Source organism: Paenibacillus sp. YSY-4.3 (assembly GCF_054767475.1).
Window position 1 is genome coordinate 94,465 of sequence record NZ_BAABMC010000003.1, and the last position, 17,583, is coordinate 112,047.

General features: G+C 52.0%; 16 protein-coding genes. 3 read left to right on the plus strand and 13 right to left on the minus strand.

What is annotated here, in order from left to right:
• Positions 1 to 12: 12 nt before the first annotated feature.
• From ACYUJT_RS11175 to ACYUJT_RS11190, 4 genes are read right to left on the minus strand one after another with little or no spacing between them, the layout of a single operon-like run.
• Complete coding sequence (locus ACYUJT_RS11175; RefSeq protein WP_460321826.1) at positions 13 to 1,371, minus strand: LLM class flavin-dependent oxidoreductase; 1,359 nt, start codon at positions 1,369 to 1,371, stop codon at positions 13 to 15.
• Positions 1,372 to 1,399: 28 nt separating this feature from the next.
• A complete protein-coding gene (locus tag ACYUJT_RS11180; protein ID WP_460321829.1) occupies positions 1,400 to 2,254 on the minus strand; it encodes an ABC transporter permease in 855 nt (284 codons plus the stop codon).
• A gap of 1 nt (position 2,255) precedes the next feature.
• Positions 2,256 to 3,125, minus strand: coding sequence for an ABC transporter ATP-binding protein (locus tag ACYUJT_RS11185; RefSeq protein WP_460321831.1), 870 nt, complete (start codon positions 3,123 to 3,125; stop codon positions 2,256 to 2,258).
• Positions 3,106 to 4,173 (minus strand): ABC transporter substrate-binding protein, encoded by a 1,068-nt coding sequence (locus ACYUJT_RS11190; protein ID WP_460321833.1) that lies wholly within the window; start codon positions 4,171 to 4,173, stop codon positions 3,106 to 3,108. Before ACYUJT_RS11190 ends, ACYUJT_RS11185 begins: the two co-directional genes overlap by 20 nt.
• Positions 4,174 to 4,562: 389 nt before the next feature.
• Between ACYUJT_RS11190 and ACYUJT_RS11195 the strand changes: the two genes are divergently transcribed.
• Entirely contained in the window at positions 4,563 to 6,065 is a 1,503-nt protein-coding gene (locus ACYUJT_RS11195) for a DHA2 family efflux MFS transporter permease subunit (protein ID WP_460321835.1), read from the plus strand.
• A 79-nt stretch (positions 6,066 to 6,144) separates the two neighbouring features.
• Here ACYUJT_RS11195 and ACYUJT_RS11200 read toward each other — a convergent pair whose 3' ends face one another.
• The 3 genes from ACYUJT_RS11200 to ACYUJT_RS11210 all read right to left on the minus strand — a co-directional run bounded on the left by ACYUJT_RS11200 (position 6,145) and on the right by ACYUJT_RS11210 (position 8,252).
• Positions 6,145 to 7,611, minus strand: a complete 1,467-nt coding sequence (locus ACYUJT_RS11200) for a stalk domain-containing protein (protein ID WP_460321837.1) — start codon at positions 7,609 to 7,611, stop codon at positions 6,145 to 6,147.
• Positions 7,612 to 7,713: 102 nt separating this feature from the next.
• A complete protein-coding gene (locus ACYUJT_RS11205; RefSeq protein WP_460321839.1) occupies positions 7,714 to 7,986 on the minus strand; it encodes a DUF6809 family protein in 273 nt (90 codons plus the stop codon).
• 104 nt (positions 7,987 to 8,090) lie between these two features.
• Positions 8,091 to 8,252 (minus strand): toxin-antitoxin system HicB family antitoxin, encoded by a 162-nt coding sequence (locus ACYUJT_RS11210; RefSeq protein ID WP_460321842.1) that lies wholly within the window; start codon positions 8,250 to 8,252, stop codon positions 8,091 to 8,093.
• 244 nt (positions 8,253 to 8,496) lie between these two features.
• On the opposite strand from ACYUJT_RS11210, the gene ACYUJT_RS11215 reads away from it, so the two are divergent.
• Positions 8,497 to 8,925 (plus strand): VOC family protein, encoded by a 429-nt coding sequence (locus ACYUJT_RS11215; RefSeq protein ID WP_460321844.1) that lies wholly within the window; start codon positions 8,497 to 8,499, stop codon positions 8,923 to 8,925.
• A gap of 127 nt (positions 8,926 to 9,052) precedes the next feature.
• On the opposite strand, the gene nrdF is transcribed toward ACYUJT_RS11215, so the two are convergent.
• From nrdF to ACYUJT_RS11245, 6 genes are all read right to left on the minus strand, one after another.
• Complete coding sequence (nrdF, locus tag ACYUJT_RS11220; RefSeq protein ID WP_460321846.1) at positions 9,053 to 10,048, minus strand: class 1b ribonucleoside-diphosphate reductase subunit beta; 996 nt, start codon at positions 10,046 to 10,048, stop codon at positions 9,053 to 9,055.
• A 50-nt stretch (positions 10,049 to 10,098) separates the two neighbouring features.
• Complete coding sequence (gene nrdE / locus ACYUJT_RS11225; RefSeq protein WP_460321848.1) at positions 10,099 to 12,153, minus strand: class 1b ribonucleoside-diphosphate reductase subunit alpha; 2,055 nt, start codon at positions 12,151 to 12,153, stop codon at positions 10,099 to 10,101.
• A 10-nt stretch (positions 12,154 to 12,163) separates the two neighbouring features.
• On the minus strand, positions 12,164 to 12,574 hold the full coding sequence (gene nrdI / locus ACYUJT_RS11230) for a class Ib ribonucleoside-diphosphate reductase assembly flavoprotein NrdI (protein ID WP_460321851.1): 411 nt from the start codon (positions 12,572 to 12,574) through the stop codon (positions 12,164 to 12,166).
• A 248-nt stretch (positions 12,575 to 12,822) separates the two neighbouring features.
• Positions 12,823 to 13,863, minus strand: coding sequence for a FecCD family ABC transporter permease (locus ACYUJT_RS11235; protein ID WP_460321853.1), 1,041 nt, complete (start codon positions 13,861 to 13,863; stop codon positions 12,823 to 12,825).
• A complete protein-coding gene (locus ACYUJT_RS11240; protein WP_460321855.1) occupies positions 13,864 to 14,919 on the minus strand; it encodes a FecCD family ABC transporter permease in 1,056 nt (351 codons plus the stop codon).
• An 84-nt stretch (positions 14,920 to 15,003) separates the two neighbouring features.
• Positions 15,004 to 15,837, minus strand: a complete 834-nt coding sequence (locus tag ACYUJT_RS11245) for a sensor histidine kinase (protein WP_460321858.1) — start codon at positions 15,835 to 15,837, stop codon at positions 15,004 to 15,006.
• Positions 15,838 to 15,972: 135 nt separating this feature from the next.
• On the opposite strand from ACYUJT_RS11245, the gene ACYUJT_RS11250 reads away from it, so the two are divergent.
• Complete coding sequence (locus tag ACYUJT_RS11250) at positions 15,973 to 17,583, plus strand: spore germination protein (protein ID WP_460321860.1); 1,611 nt, start codon at positions 15,973 to 15,975, stop codon at positions 17,581 to 17,583.

Genomic DNA, 17,583 nt, shown 5'->3' on the forward strand with positions numbered 1-17,583 from the left:
TTTCGGCTACACCTAGCATCCCGCCAATCGGGATACGAGCGGCCTAGCAGCATATGGATTGGCAGGCCGCTCTAGCCCGTAATGCTCCCGCAGAGTACGTCCCGCATACTCAGTGCGGAACAGCCCTCGCCGCTGCAGCTCTGGGACGACCTGAGAGGCAAAATCCTCCAGGCCACCAGGCAAATACGGCGGCATCACATTAAAGCCATCACTCCCTCCTTGGGTGAACCATTCTTCCAGCTGATCCGCGACTTGCGCCGCGGTTCCGGCAAAGGTGCGATGTCCGCGCCCGCCTGCCAAGCGATGGATCAATTGCCGGATCGTCAGATTTTCCCGTTTGGCCAAATCGGCCACAAGCTGAAACCGGCTCTTGTTCCCATTGATCGCTTCTATATTCGGCAGCTCAGGCAGCGGCCCGTCGAGCGGAATCCCCGACAGATCCACCTTCAGCATGCTGGATAACTGATTCAAGCCATATGCAGGAATCGTCAATTCATTGAGTTCCTGCTCCTTCTCTTTAGCCTCCGACTCTGTCTCGCCGATGATTGCGGAGATGCCCGGCAGTATTTTCAACTCGTCGGGATGCCGTCCGTACTTAGCCAGCCTAGATTTGACGTCGCTATAGAACCTCTGCGCCTCCTCCAGCGTCTGCTGGGCCGTAAAGATCGCCTCCGCATACTCGGCGGCAAATTCCTTGCCGTCCTCGGAGGAACCGGCCTGCACCAGCACCGGATACCCCTGCGGGCTTCTCGGCACATTCAATGGCCCTTTGACTCTAAAATGCTGTCCGGTATGGTTCAGCTCGTGCACCTTCCCGCCGTCCGTAAATTGGCCCGTGCCGCGATCAATGACGAGGGCATCGTCTTCGAAGCTGTCCCACAAGCCCGTGGTCACCTCCAAAAATTCTCTTGCCCGCTCATACCGTATACGGTGCTCTAGATGTCCCTCGCGGCCGAAATTGCTCGCTTCGATTTCATTGCCCGACGTAACGATGTTCCAGCCGGCGCGCCCCTGGCTGATATGGTCCAGCGAAGCGAACTTGCGCGCAACGTGAAACGGCTCGTTATAGGTGGTCGACACCGTGCCGATGAGGCCGATTCGCTCAGTGACCGCCGCCAGCGCCGAGAGCAGTGTAAACGGCTCGAGACCAAATGAGGACACGCCGTATTGCACGTTTTTGCCGACGGCGAGAATATCGGCCAGAAATAACGAGTCGAACTTCGCCTGCTCCGCGATTGTGGCCAGTCGCTGGAAATACCGGATATCCGTAATCCGCTCAGCCTCGGTATCCGTACGCCTCCAAGCCGCCTCGTGATGTCCCGCATTCATGATAAACACATTCAGGTTCATTTGCCGCTTGGTTTTCCCCATATTCCTCATCCTTTCATCGTTTTATTGTTTATTCGCTATACGTTTGCTTCCAGGATGTCAGCTTCCGCTCCAAATGAACAAGCAAGTAGTTGACAACCAGGCCGATGACCGAAATGGTCAAAATGCCCGCGTACATTTGCGGAATCTGGAAGCTGAACTGCGTATACTGCACGAGATAGCCGAGCCCGGATTTCGCGCCGACCATCTCCGCCGCGACCAGCACGAGAATCGAGCTCGCCCCCGCCTGGCGGATGCCGACGAAGATCGTTGGCACCGACGCGGGGAGGATGACTTTGCGGAATAAGCTTACCGGTGACAAGCCCATTGAGCGCGCCGATTTGATCAACAGGGGATCGACGTTCCGTACTCCGCTAATCGTATTCAGCAGCAGCGGAAAGGCGCAGGCGTAGAAGACAATGGCGATTTTCGACGTCTCTCCGAGCCCTAGCAGCAGAATGAAGACAGGAAGAATGGCCAGCGCCGGCGTGTTGCGGAACATTTCCAGCAGCGGATTTAGGAATTCCGCCACCCCTTTCCACCAGCCGATGGCCAAGCCGAGCGGTATGCTAACGGCAACTGCCAGGAAGAACCCGCCGATCGACCGCATTAAACTGGCGAGTAAATGATCGGCAAGGTCGCCCGAGAGCAGCAGTTGCCACCAGGCGGAGACCACCGTGCTTAATGGCGGCAAAAAGGTCACATTAACGATGCCCAGACGCGGCGCGAATTCCCACAGCAGCAGAAAGGCCACAATCGCGATGGACGATTTGATGCCGCGGTACAATTTGCCGACAGACCATTTTGCGAGACTAAGCTTGCGCCCTGGCGCCCTCTGTTCCGCCTCGAAGCGAACCAACGCCTCTCCCGTACTTGAACTAGCCACATCAAGCCCCTCCTTTATTTTTTAATGGGTGCTCTCGATAATGAAGGCTGCTGGATTTCTCCTGTTCCTGCGCACGCTGCACTTCATCCTTCAACAAATCCCAAATGTGATGGCGCAGCTTGACGAACTCGGGGTGAGCCCGCAAGTCCTCCTCCGAGGATCGGCCCTGGAATGGCACCTCGATCACTTCCTTGATCCGCCCCGGCCGCGAGCTCATGACCGCGACCCTCTGCCCGAGATAGACGGCCTCCTCGATCCCATGCGTAATGAAAATAATCGTCTTCTTCGTCGCCTCCCATATACGCAGCAGCTCGCTCTGCAGTGTCTCTCGGGTCTGCGCGTCCAGTGCGGCAAACGGTTCATCCATCAGCAGCACCTCAGGATCGTATGCGAGGCTTCTCGCTATCGCGATTCGCTGCTTCATGCCTCCTGACAGCTCATGCGGGTAACGGTTCTCAAAGCCGGACAACCCGACGAGCTGTATATATTCCAGCGCCGTTTCCCGCCGTTCCTTTTTGCCGATGCCCTTCGCCTCCAAGCCGAATTCCACATTGGCCAGCGCGGTCTTCCAGGGGAATAATGCATATTGCTGAAAAACGATCCCCCGGTCCAGATCAGGCCCGACAATTTCCTTGCCGTCCAGCAAAATCTGTCCGCTGCTTGGCTTCGTGAGCCCAGCCAGCAAATCGAGCAGTGTCGATTTCCCGCAGCCGCTCGGACCGACGATGACCATGAATTCTCCCTGCTTTACCTCCAGATGAATGTCCTGCAATGCAGAAACCGGCTGCGATGATTCCAGCAGATGCCCAAGATTACGCTTAATCCGAAAAGCCTTATGCACGTGCTGGATACTAATTTTTGCCGTTGTCATCAGCCTGCTCCCCTCCGTCCCGGTATGGATTGAATTCATTCGTATAAATCCGGCTTCCGTCAACCTCGCCTTCCCGGATCGTGCCGTCTTTCACCAGCCAATTCACCCAGGTCTCAAATTCCTCGGGAGCGATCAATCCTCCGGTACCCGCTACACCGGTACTTTTCCAATATTTGATGCTGCTGTCATCCTCTTTCCGCCCGCGTTCCTTGATGATCTTTGCGTAACGGGCTCTGACCTCTTCCGGCGGGGTCGTTCTGGCCCACTCGATCGCCTTGGCCGTCGCCTCGACGAACTTGCGCGTTGCCTGCGGATTGTCCTGGATGAACTTGTTCGTTAACACATAACTCCCTGCGCTGAAGACGCCAAACAAATCTTTATCTGTGAATAGCGGCTTAATCCCGCCCCGTTCAAGCGCCTTATCCCGAAGTACCCCGCCTAAGGTGGCAACATCCACCTGGCTCGCCCGAAGCGTCTGCTCCCCGGTCACCGGCGGCACGACGACTAGCGTCACCTGCTCGATCTCCGCCTCCGTCAGCCCCTCCCGGCGCAAATACTCCTTAATGACAAATTCATGGTGCGCTCCGAGCGTATTCACCGCAATCTTCTTCCCGATCAAATCCTTCGCGGATTGAATCGGGCTATCGTCCAGCACATAATAGCCGGACCATGTATTCTCATCGATGCCGTAATAGGAAATGACTGGCGTAATCGGCGCCTTGGCCGCAACCAGCTTCACGATGGCTCCATTAAACGCCCCGCCAAAATCGATGTCTCCAGTGACCACCGCTTGAATATCCTGCGGCCCGCTAATCGTCGTACCGATGAACTTCAGCTTGAGCGGGGCCAAATATCCCAGATCTTCGGCGAGCTCTGGAAAAGTGACGCCCCCCACGCTGCCCTGATAACGCAGCTCGGTTACCTCCAAACCGTCGGGATTTTCCGAACTTGCCGCAGATGTCGCTTTATCGCCGCACCCCGCGAGCAGAACAACTGCGAGCAGCCATGCCACCGCCAAGCTTGCCAATTTGAGAAATGAACGAATCATGAATGACAACCCCCTTTAATTCTTGATAGTCATGCGAATCAGACAGTCTGTAGCCGCCAATTTTAGCAGATGAGCGAAAAAAAAGAGACGCACCCATCTGCTGATGGCGGTCTCTCCGGAGGTCCGGTCGAAGGGTTTATTGTTAAATCCCTATCTGATTACTTAGATTTATTGAACATACTACCTTCCCATTTGCCTTGTGTCAATTATTTTTTCACAAAATTTTCATGTTTTCAACGCATTAATGAAGCTAATTCTTCGCATTGACAGCCCCTGTACGAACTGCTACGATAAGACTCAATTTAGAGTCATCCCGTTGGAAAATCGACCGGACATCCGGAGACATCGGCTGCAAATAGAGGCAGCCCATGTCTCTTTTTTATTTGTTCATGGCAAGTTTGAATCATTTACGGCAAGGAGTGATTGCATTGAGACAGCAGCCTGTGCTCTACGTCCTCATCCTCGGCTCATTCATCTCCGTCTATAACGTCTGCTCCATGAACGTCGGCCTGCCGGCCTTTATCGAAATTTTCGATTCCGATCTGGCAACCGTTCAATGGCTCATGACCGGCTTCACTTTAGCGACCGGCGTAATCATTCCACTTAGCGGTTATTTGGGGGATCGATTCAGCAATAAGCAAGTGTTTCTGTACTCGATTGCCGGATTGATGGTAAGCTCCGCGCTGTGTGCGGCCTCCTGGAGCATTTATAGCCTGATCGCCTTCCGCATGCTGCAGGGCGTGTTTTGCGGAATCATCCAACCGGTGACGCTGACGATTATTTTTCGGGCTATCCCAAAGCATCAGCGCTCCATCGCCCTTAGCCTCTGGTCGGCCTCCAGCATTCTCGGCCCAGCACTTGCGCCCACGATCAGCGGCTGGCTGCTCGGGCATAACTGGCACTGGATGTTTCTCGTCCTCATTCCGGTAAGCATCCTGACCTTATGGATGGGCGTGAAGTGGATTCCCCGCGACCCGCCTTCCGCTTCGAGCCCGCTGGATCGCCTGGGAATGATGTATGCGATATGCGGAAGCCTGTCTCTGCTGCTCTATTTCAGCAACATTCACCAGTGGGGCATCTGGTCCTACCGCTCCACCTTTGTGCTGATCCTTGGCCTCGTCTCCACCCTGTTATTCGTCCGGCACGAATTACGGGTCAAAGCGCCACTGCTGCATCTGCGTCTTTTTCGCAATCGAATTTTCACGTCAAGTATACTAGTTTCGGCGATTCTGATCATCGGGTTGTATTCGGGCATTTATTTTATCCCGTTGTACTTGCAGGAAATCCACCGGATGTCCCCTTTTGAAGTGGGACTGCTGCTGCTCTTGCCATCCCTAAGTTCGGGCGTAGCGACCCTGCTCGCCGGTGTCTTATATCCGCGGGTCGGGGCTTTCCGCCTTGTCATTACCGGGGCTGTTCTCATCGTTCTGGCTTCCTGGCAATTCAGTCATCTGGCGCTCGATACGAGCCTGGCCTATGTCGCTGTCTGGATGGCTGTCCGTTACATCGGCATCGGCCTGTCGATGACCCCGGCGATGAATGCAGGGATGCATGCCTCTGCGGCGGAATGGTATAGCCACGCCTCTGCGTTAATCAACTGGCTGCGGCAAATCTTTGGCGCTCTGGCCCTGGGCCTGTTCACCTCGCTGTTCTATGCGCGTCAGAACCTCCATACCGCCGTGCTGCAGCAATCGGCCGCCAAGTCCAGCGCTGAATGGATTCACCTGTCCGCCTACACTTTAGGCATTGATGACTCCTTTGTCTTTGCCGCCCTGCTCGTGCTATTGAGCGTGCCCCTTGCCCTGCTGCTGCGGGAGAAGCGCAGAGATAAGAAGGGTAGGGAAAATAGAGAGGAACCGTCCCTGACCACTCCGGCTCAGACCCGGGTTTAAGCTCCGGCTGCCAATCTTCTTTTCACATTAAAAAAGGACACCCTCGCTCTGAAGAGGATGTCCTTCTTGCCTTTCTACCTTATGGATTCGGCAGCTCAATTCGTACCCTATGCTGCTCCTTGGACCAGTTGACCTTGGCGCCCAGCGCCTCGGCAATGAAGCGCAGCGGCACCATCGTTGTATAGTTTTCGTTGAACGGCTTAAGGTTGTTTGCGACCTTTTTCCCATTGATTGTTGTGTCCAGCGTATAGAGATTTATGACGATATTCATGCTTCCTTTACTAACGGTAACGCTATTCGTTTGGTTCATCCAGGTCACTTTAGCGCCCAAATGTTCAAAAACACCGCGCAGAGGAACATAGCTCACATTGTTCACGAGTGCCGGCGGATAAGTGAAATCTAGCTTCTCCCCGTTAATCTCAACGTGAATGGAATCCTCGACGAGCTGCGGCTTGGATGGCTTGCTTGACCCGCCGTAATAATTCCATTTCATCACTGTACCGTCGCTTAGCAGCGCATACTGCTCCCGCATAGTCGTATTCGCCAGATCAATAGCATTATGGATCCCCTCGACCTGAACGGCCGTATACTCGCTCGCATCCATGTAACTGTCCCATACCCATACCGTGCCATCCTGCTTGATGCTGCTAAACATCATTAAGCTGCCCCCTTCCAACCGCGTGAGTTGGTCAGCATGCTTCACTTTTGTGGGACTTAATAAATCGCCCGCTGTAGGGTATGTTTTAGAGCTTTTCCAAATGGCAACCGTGCCATCTTCCAGCAGTGCTGCAGCCTTCTGACTGCCTGTCGCAACAGCTATTGCCTTACTCATCGCATCGCCTTGTACTGTAGTCGGTTCCCATTGGCGATCAGGATTCATGTCCGTCACTGCCGATCCGGTGATCCAGACTTGGCCATCCTTGTCTAGGGCACTGACCGTCAAAAAACCTGCGGCAATGTCCTGGATAACAGGAACCCCCTCCAGTTTCTCTGGTACAGATGACGGTGTGTGTACACTGTTCTTTCTTCCCCACTGCCAAACCGTCCCATCCGCTCCAAGAGCCAAGCTCTGACTACCGTCCGCTGAAATAGCAACAATATTGTCCAAACCTGGCACTTGAACCGGTTCAAGTACAGGTTGATATGAGGTCGTACCGATGCCAAGCTGACCATCGCTATTATCTCCGGTGGCCCACACCGTACCATCCTTTCGCAAAATCAGCGCATGCATGTGCCCGCCCGCGATAGCTTTCACCTCGTCAATATGCATCCGCACCGGTGTCTTGACTGGAATGATCGAGCCGTTGCCCAGCAACCCCCGGTCTCTTATTCCTCCCCATGCCCAAGCGGTCCCATCCTTCTTAATCGCATATACAGCATAGTCCCCAGAGGCGATCGCTACGACATCCGACAACCACTTGCCTTGCTGCGCCGGTAGCGCGCTTGGGGCCGCCTGAACGGTATGAGACATGAACAAGGTCAGAGACAATAACATTCCTACCACAATTGCTCGACTACTGACGAGTTTTCCACGCATGGTTCTCATGAAACCTCTCCTCTATTTGCATTAATTACTTGCTATGAGAACTAAGACGCGGACTTCTCACAAAAAGTTTCTGCAAGCCCAAACTCAATTTCTTCAATAAAGCTACTCTTTTCCGTCCCATACCTCGATCATCATGGAGGCCCCCAGCTTAAAGCCCTGGACGAACGTCGCCATATTGTGGAGCGAATGCGATTCCCCCTGCAAATCCAGCATTGCTTCAAGCTGCCTGAAATCCTCTTCCGACAGCTTCTTCTTCCACATTTGCATCATCTCCGATATTTGGCGGTTTAATGCACGATATTGGGGATCATCGGAAACAATCTGCTCGCTCGGATACAGCTTTCCGTAATAGAGTTCTTCCAAGAAGCTTTTCACTTAGCCGCCTCCTTTCTATCGCAATATTATACTCCAAAACTTCCAACATGAGGGATTTTAGCGAAACTATCGCTAAAATAATTTCAATAAACAAAAGCCGCCTTTCAGCGACTTAGTTTATACAAGCAATATTGATTTAAAGATACATTTTCTGCGGCTGCTCGTTCGGATAAATGACGATGCAAGCTCTTTGGAACACGAAGATTAAACTTACCGCTGTATTCAACTTCTCCTTCAGGCTCAGGGATAGGGTCGCCAAAATCCATTATATGGTGCTATATAGTACCATATTTCAACAACCTTTATTTCTTTGCCCTAGGAGAATCTCTAAAGCATGAATTAAAACAATCGGAACTGCAAACATACGTTCCTATAAATAATATACTAGAACCTCAAAATAATCTCAACACTTAAAATCTAATTTAAAATTCAACATAATTTATTTTCATTCCGCCAAATGCTACAATAAGGAAGTCAAGCATCATCCTAATCCAATAAGGAGTGTGGCAAATGGCTGTTGATGTGTATTTCAATTTTAATGGGAACTGCCGCGAAGCTGTAGAGTTCTACGCCGATGTATTTAACACCGAAGCACCGCATATCATGACCTTTGGAGAAGCGCCGCCGAATCCGGAGTACAAGCTTCCCGATGAAGCAAAGGATTTAGTCATGCACGCCCGCATCAACGTCAAAGGAAGCAACGTGATGTTCTCCGACGTGTTTCCAGGAATGCCTTACGTTCAGGGCAACAACATCACTCTGGCTTTCGTCAGCACCGATCTGGATGAAATCAAGTCCGTGTTCCATAAACTGAAGGAAGGCGGCACGGTGAACATGGAGCTGCAGGAGACGTTCTGGAGCAAATGCTATGGTAGCGTCAAGGACAAGTTCGGCACCGAGTGGCAGGTCAGCCACGACAGCGGCGAAAACGCCCTGTAACTGTAACTATCGACTGAACGAGCGAACAAGCTCACATCAAAAATAATGTAACATAAAAACAAACATCCCATCACACTGTCTAGTGTAATGGGATGTTTTATTGTAAACCGCAAGCGATGCAATGCGATTACCAAATATTCGATTCCTTCACCCTTTGGTCCAGGAACGTAAAGTCATCGTCACGCAGCGGCTCAACGGTTCCCTTTTGGTACCCCTTGCCCTTCGTGGAGAAGAAGTCATGCGTACTCGTCTCCGTGCGAATTCCGTTCAGCACCACCGGGTTGATCTCTTCCTCTTCAAAGACCGGCTCGATGCCCAGGTTCATTAACGCTTTGTTCGCGTTGTAACGGATATACTTCTTCACCTCATGAGTCAAGCCAATCGGATCGTACAGCTCCTCAGTATATTCCAGCTCATTCTTGTACAGATCCATCAGCAGGTCGTTCACGAACTTCTCAGCAATCTCCTGCTCCTCTGCGCTCAATTGCTGGAAGACTTCCTGCGCAAGTAGGCCGACGAACACGCCGTGCACACTCTCGTCACGGATGATCAGCTTGATGATCTCCCCGCTCGCCACCATTTTCCCTTGCCCCGCCAAATACAGCGGATAGAAGAACCCGGAGTAGAACAGGAAGCTCTCCAGGAAGACCGAGGCGACCATCGCCTGATACAGGCTCAACTGCTCCCCCTGATCGATATTCCGATAATAGGAATCGATTCGATGCGTCTTATACTGCAAATACTTATTGCTGCGCACCCATTGGAAGGTTTCGCTGATCATCTCGCTGCTGGCTACGGTCGTAAAGATCGTACTGTAGCTCTTTGCATGGATTTCCTCCATCGCCGCCTGGAAAATCAGGATCGCCTTCTTCTGCTTCCCTTCCACATGCTGCGCAATTAGCGGCATGCCGACGTTCCCCTGCTCCGTATCGAGCAGTGTCAAGCCGCCCAATACCTTCATAAATGTATTCTTCTCCGCGCTGCTCAGCTCGGTCCAGGACTTCAAGTCCTTGGATACCGGAATTTCCGTGTCCAGCCAAAATTGCGACGTATTTTGCGTCCACAGCATTTCCGTATAATCCGTTTCCGGCGCGTTCCAGTTCACCGCATCGAACTTCGTCATTCTTCGTTTTCCTCCTAGCTGTAACTCTAACATACGAGCAGTTTATCCATTTAAATCACGCAGCTGATGCACTCTTCGATCGTTCTTTTTCTCGTCCGAGTGTAATAGAGAGTTTTCAGCCCTTTTTTCTGCGCATAAATATAGTATTTTGCCAAGTCTCTCGTCGTCAGGTTATCCTTCACATATAGGATCGTAGAAATCGCCTGGTCGATGTGCACCTGTACCTCGGCAACGAGATCAATCAGGTTGAACATATCCATATCGTAAGCTTCTTTATAGAAGAAGTAATTGCTCTCGTTCAGGAATGGCATCGGGTAAATCGTCTTGGAATCTCCGTATTCCCGCTCTTCAATGCGCTGGGTTATCGGCGCGATCGAAGCTGTCGACGACTGCAAATACGAAATCGAGCCAGTCGGCGCGATCGCTAGGCGGTAAGCATGGTACAACCCGTGCTTCATCGTCTCTTCTTTCAGACGGAGCCAGTCCTCGCGTGTCGGGATATGATGGCCTGCGAACAGCGCCTTCACCTTGTCGGTACGCGGCGAATAGTCAATCTCCTCATAACGATTGAAATAAGCTCCGCTCGCATATTCGCTATGTTCGAAGTCCTTGAACGTCACTTGTCTCTCCCGGGCAATCATCATGGAGCGCTCGATCGAATAGAAGTTCAACATCATAAAGAACGTGCGCGCAAAATCTATCGCTTCCTTGGACTCATAAGGAATATGGTTCAGCGCCAAAAATCCATGCAAATTCATCGCTCCGAGGCCGACAGAATGCAGCTCCCGGTTCGCTTTGGCCACAGAAGGTACGATCTCCAGTTCGGTACGGTCGCTGACCTCAGTGAGGGCGTCCATCGCCAGATGAACCGTCTCGCGCATCCGCTGGTTCTTCATCACATTCACGATGTTCAGCGAGCCCAGGTTACAGGAAATGTCACGCTGGATCACATCCTCCTGGTTATAATCGTTGATCGTGGACACTTCGCTCAGCTGCGCGATCTCACTGCACAGATTGGAGAACTTCACGCGCCCGATGTTCTTCAGGGCATGCTGCTCGTTCGTGTTATCCACATACATGATGTAAGGATAACCCGATTCCATTTGCGTTTGCGCAATTTTGATGATCAGATCGCGCGCCACGATTTTCTTCTTCCGTACTTTCGGGTTGTTCACGAGTTCATCGTACATCACCGTCAAATCCATATCGTCCAGATGGATGCCGTATTCCTGATGGACGGTATGCGGATAGAACAGATACATGTCCTTATCCTGCTCTACCAGTTCGAAGAACTTGTTTGGCGCCACGACGCCAAGGGACAACGTCTTGATGCGGATTTTCTCGTCACTGTTGATTTTCTTCGTATCCAGAAACTCATGAATGTCCGCATGGAACAAATTGAGGTAGACGACGCCGCTGCCGTCCCGCTGACCCAGCTGGTTGGCGTAGGAGAATGCATCCTCGAACAGCTTCATCACGGGCAGTACGCCGCTCGCCTTACCGTCAAGGCCTTTGATTTGCTCGCCGGCCCCGCGGATTTTGCTGAGATTGAGGCTGACGCCCCCGCCGATTTTGCTAAGCTGCAGCGCGGAATTAATCGCGAACCCGATGGCGTTCATCGAGTCATCTACCTCAAGCAGGAAGCAGCTGACGAGCTCCCCGCGGCGCTTCTTGCCCGCATTCAGGAATGTTGGCGTAGCCGGCTGATACTCCTGGGAAATCAGTACATCTGCATAATCTCCGGCTTTCTTGATGTCGCCGTCACCAAGGAACAATGCCGTAACGGCAATTCGATCCTCGTATCGCTCTAGGAACTTCGAGCCGTCATTCGTTTTCATGGCATAGTTGTTGTAAAATTTGAAGGCGCTCATAAAGGATGGAAAACGGAATTTGCGCGCATACAGATCCTCATACAGCTTCTTCACATCGGCGAACTCGTATTTTGCGAACAGCTCCGCCTCGTAATAATCATGCTCGATCAAATAGTCGATTTTCTCCTTCAGATCATGGAAGAATACCGTATTCTGGTTCACGTAATCGACAAAATAGCTGCGCGCCGCCTCCAGATCCTTATGGAACTGGAACTGCCCGTTCTTCTGCACCATAATTTCATTATTAAGCTGTATCCAATTGGGTATTTGCGTTTGCGAAAGTGGTTGAGTTGGCGTTAGTGTAGTCAATTTGCTTAACCTCCTGTATAAATCTCTCGACATCCTTTTTGGTGCCGCTAAGCTCGAATTTCATCAATAAAGGGACCGAATACATCTCCGCAACCTGATCTCCAGCCAGTCCGTAACGAACGCCCCAGTTCGTGTTGCCGCTTGCGGCAACGCCCTGCAGCAGTTCTCCGTTATCCTCAAGAAATTTCAAAGTAGTCTGAGGAACCTGACCGAAGCCTGTCGTATATGTAATGAGTACAAATGGCTGGTCAACGACCAAGCCGTCTCGAATCTGGATATGCTCCACATCCAACTTGCTAACGAATCGTTTGACGTTACCCGTCTTCGAATCAAAAACAACGAGCATTGCTGTTCCCTCCCGCAAAGAAATAGCCCACCCGCAGTAGATGAGCCATCGGCAGTCATCATTCAAATTGGAGTAATTCCTTATCTCCCAAGCATTACACTATATATGGTGTATGTTGTCTTTAAACCACACCAAATATAGTGCGTGTTTGTAATATACCTGTTTTCCTTAAATTAATCAAGAGGTATTTCCCCAACAAAAAAAGCTGTGACCCCCGCCTGTTCGCGGTACGCCACAGCTTCAGCGATTTAACCTTTTACTTTTGTCAGCAAATAGAGGAAATATGGTGCCCCAATGATGGCAACAACGATGCCTGTCGGGATTTCCGTAGGCTGCATCAGCCAGCGCCCGATCGTATCGGCAACGATAACGAGCAGCGCCCCGGTCATGGCCGATGCCGGCAGCAGCAGCTCATGCTTTGGTCCAACGAGCCGCCTCGCCAAATGCGGAGCGATCAGGCCGACGAAGCCGATGCCGCCGCTTACTGCAACCGAGGAGCCCGCCAGGCCAACCGCCACGGCCAACAGCAGCAGACGCTCCTTCTCCACAGGCATGCCAAGCCCTGTCGCCGAATTCTCCCCCAGGTTCAGGACGTTCATTACCCGGGCTTTATAGAACGCCAAGGGAAGCAGCACGACGATCCATGGCAGCAGCGCAAGCACGAATTTCCAGTTGGAGCCCCAGATGCTGCCTGCCAGCCAAGTCGCCATAAACTGATATTTCTGCGGATCAAGCTTTAGCGTCAGCACGATCATCGCCGCGCTAATTCCAGCCGCTACGCCAATCCCCGTAAGAATGAGCCTTGTCGGCGACACGCCTTCATTCCGCTTATACGACAGCGCGTAGATGAGCGCAGCCGTCAACCCCGCCCCGAGCAGCGCAAGCACCGGAAGCAGGAATACAGAGCGAAACGATGTCGTTGGAAAAAAGGATACATACAGCATCACCATCAGCCCTGCGCCAGCGTTGATGCCAAGGATGCCCGGATCCGCCAGCGGATTGCGGGATAACCCTTGCAGGATACAGCCGGAGACCGCTAGTCCTGCACCGATGAGCACCGAAATGACAATGCGCGGGAGCCGAAAATCAAACAACACAAGCGCCTGCTTCTCCGTACCCATGCCGAACAGCGTTTTGATGACATCCACTGGCGACAGCCGAATGAACCCTGTGTTCATACTCACAATAAAAGCGCAAACGATCAAAATGCCCAATATCGCCATCACCAAGATGCCGCGCCGCATTCTGCGTTTTCCCGAAGTCGAATTTACTGCCTGTACAGGTTCCATCTATAACTCCCTCCTCTCTTTGCGTGCCAGATAGAGGAAGAACGGAACGCCGATTAACGCGATAAGAGCGCCTAGCGGCGTTTCCGCCGGTGCATTGATCATTCTTGCCGCCAAATCGGCAAACACGACGAGCAGGCTGCCGAGAATGGCCGAGCAAGGTATGATTGTCCGGTAATCGACGCCGACCAGAAACCGGGTCAAATGGGGAATAATCAGTCCGATAAAACCGACGGAGCCGACGACAGCCACCGACGATCCCGCCAGAATGAGTACGACCACCGTCCCTGCCAGCTTGACCAGCCCCGTGCGCTGCCCAAGACCGACGGCGACTTCTTCCCCCAAGCTTAGCATCGTAATCGACCGGGAGAGCATCATCGCGCCGAGCAGCGCGCCCCCGACCCAAGGGAGCATGATTTTCAGTTGAAACCATTTCGTGCCGGCAACTCCGCCCGCATACCAAAAGGCCAAGTCCTGACCAACCCGGAAATACAGCGCTACGCCCTCGCTAAGAGCTACCAGCAGCGCGCTGACCGCTGCCCCGGCCAATATCAGGCGCACAGGAGTAACCCCTCCCTTTGCCAGCGAACTGATCCCGAAGACGAGCCCTGCACCTGCCCCCGCACCGAGGAAGGAATATAAAATGAGCATATTAAATGATAATCCCGGTAAAAAAGCAAAGCACAGCGCCAGCGCAAAGCCTGCGCCTGAATTAAGCCCCAGCAGCCCGGAATCCGCCATCGGATTGCGGGTCATTCCCTGCATAAGCGCGCCGGCGACGGCGAAGCTCGCACCGATCATGACTCCGCCAAGTACGCGGGGCAGACGTATTTCCTGTATAATCTGATGCTGCGTCAGCTCTGGATTGTAGCGAAAAACCGCCTCCCATACCGTTACAAAATCAATGTCCGCCGCTCCGAATGAGACCGATAGCATAATGCCGAAGATTAAGGCGGCAATCCCCCCGAACAGGATCAAAGTGACAACAAGCGGCCTTGTCCGCCTCTTCAGCACAGGTAGACTTCCCTCCGTCTGCGTTGTTTCTAACATTTCAGCCATATGTAGTTCTCCCTAAACTGTTTCTATAATTAAAAATAATGATACTGATAATCGTTCTCATTATATGTCGTACGATAGGCATCGTCAAGGTATCGACTGTTTTTGAATCGTCACGATCGTTTGTCCGCCGCTGCGTTCAATATCCAAGCCCCATCTCATCATGGCCGCCCGATCCTGCATCATCTTGATGCCATAGCTATGGCTGCCAGGATTGCCGTTCATGTCGAAGCCCACCCCGTCATCGGTGACGGAGCACTGCCATCCCCCGTCAATGAGAAGTCCTTGAATCCGCACCTCTTTCGCGCTCGCATGCTTATGGATATTAAGGAGTGATTCGCGGATCAAAGCAAGCAGCTCGATTTTATCGCGAACCGATAATCGCTCTTCCGGAATATCCCAGCTTATTCTAATATGCAGATCCGATTCTCTCTTTAGCTCCTGGATCAAGCTATCGATACCCTGCATCCATGATACGGAGTCCGGCGCCGCCGGATGGCGCAAATTCGCGATCGCTTCACGAACATAGGTATTCGTACGATGAATATTGTTCTTTAACTTCTCAAAAGTTACCTGGTCGTTCACTTGCGCCTTCTCGATCTTGCTCACTTGAGCATTTAAGAGAAATAAGGATTGCGCTATGCCGTCATGAATCTCCCGGGCGATCTTCTCCCGTTCTTCCAAGGCAGCCTTAAGCGCCTTTGCCTCATTCAGCTCCTTCTGGATTTGCTCCATCATCTTGAACAGCTGCGTCAGCAAGAGAACCGACACCAAAAATACGATGGCCGGGGACAGCCAGTTCCCCAGCTCCATCGATATTACAGATAATAAATATTCATGCCTCACAAATTCCCAGATGCCGATCGTTATCGTAGGAATGGCAAGGATTAACCATTTGACTTGCTGATAGGACATTCTCATATTTGCCTCCAATCTGGCCTTGCCGCGTTCTTCTCTAACTATAATAACAGCTTGCAAGGAAGCTGCGGAATAAAAAGTCAGCATTAAGCAAATCTTTATATTACCTACAGATTCCAATAAGGAGGAGCCCAGCGCATGTCAATATGGTTAAGACTGCTGCGGAGACAACGCAAGAATAATAGCCCCATTCAACTCCCAAAGCATGTACACAAGGCGTTACCTGCAAATTTGTCTTCAGACAGCGAAGCTTCTCCTTCCAGCAACACAGGGCGGCAGGATGACCGCGTGCCATGGATGAAGCAGCAGCTCGCTAATTGTTCGGATATCGTCTTTCGCCAATTCAAGGTTAAAACAGGACGTCGTTGTACCTTGGTCTACTTGAGGAGCACGGCAGACCAGACGACGATTCAAGACGTTATACTGCGCAGTCTGCTGGATTTTAGCGGATCGGAGAACAGCGACCTTATTCATTACCTGTTTGACGACCAAGCGATTTCCGTCTCCGAAATCAAAATCGTCACGGAGACGAACGAGGCTATTACCACCGTCCTTAGCTTCGGAATCGCGCTTATTATTGAGGGTGAACCTAGGATCATGACTTTCCCTTCCGCTTCTTCCTTAACTACACGGGCGATCGAAGAAGCCCCGAACGAATCGGTCATCCGCGGACCGAGGGAAGCCTTTAATGAGAGCCTGGATACGAATCTATCGCTGTTGCGCAGAAGATTGAAGAGCAAAAATTTCAAGATAGAGGAACTTAATCTGGGCTCCGAGACGAATACGAGATTCGTTATCGCCTACATGGAAGGGATCTGCAAGCCAGAGCTTATCCAAGAACTCCAGCGAAGACTGTCCTATCTCGATATTGATGCGGTTTTTGGAACTGCGACCTTCGAGGAGGTCATCGAAGACTCGCCCTTCTCTCCATTTCCGCAGGTTGAATATACAGAGCGGCCTGACATCGTCAGCGCATCGCTGCTGGAAGGACGCATAGCGCTTATCGTCGATGGAACTCCCTCCGCGATTATTGTTCCAGTCACCATAACTATGCTGATGCAGACAGCGGAGGATTATTTTCAGCGGTACATCGCCGCCACTTGGATTCGCTGGGTCCGCTACCTGTTTCTTTTTGTTTCCCTGCTGCTGCCGTCTTTGTACATTGCCATTACTACGTTTCACCCGGAAATGATTCCTTACAAGCTGTTGATAACCGTCGCTGCGGCAAGAGAAATCGTACCCTTTCCTGCCTTTGTCGAAGCATTCATGATGGAGCTTTTTTTCGAAGCGCTGCGGGAAGCCTCCGTTCGTATTCCGAAATCAATTGGCCAGGCTGTGTCGATTATCGGCGCGCTTGTCATTGGTACGGCCGCGGTGCAAGCAGGGATCGTCTCGGCCGCCATGGTCATCATTGTCTCGCTGACCGGAATCGCGTCCTTCATTATCCCGCACTTCGATCTTGGACTGTCGTTCAGGCTGCTCCGCTTCCCGATCATGGCTTTAGCCTCAATGTTAGGTTTGTTTGGCGTCACCTGCGGGCTGATCATTATTTATATTCATCTGTTAAACCTTAAATCATTCGGAGTGCCTTATTTGTACCCACTCACGCCGCTAGCCAAAGCGGATTTGAACGATACATTATACCGCGCCCCATGGTGGGCGATGAAGAAACGGCCTGTAGCACTAACCCGCAACGATACACGCCTGAAGAAAAATCCCCGCGGCTGGGAGAAGCAAAAGGAGGAGTGA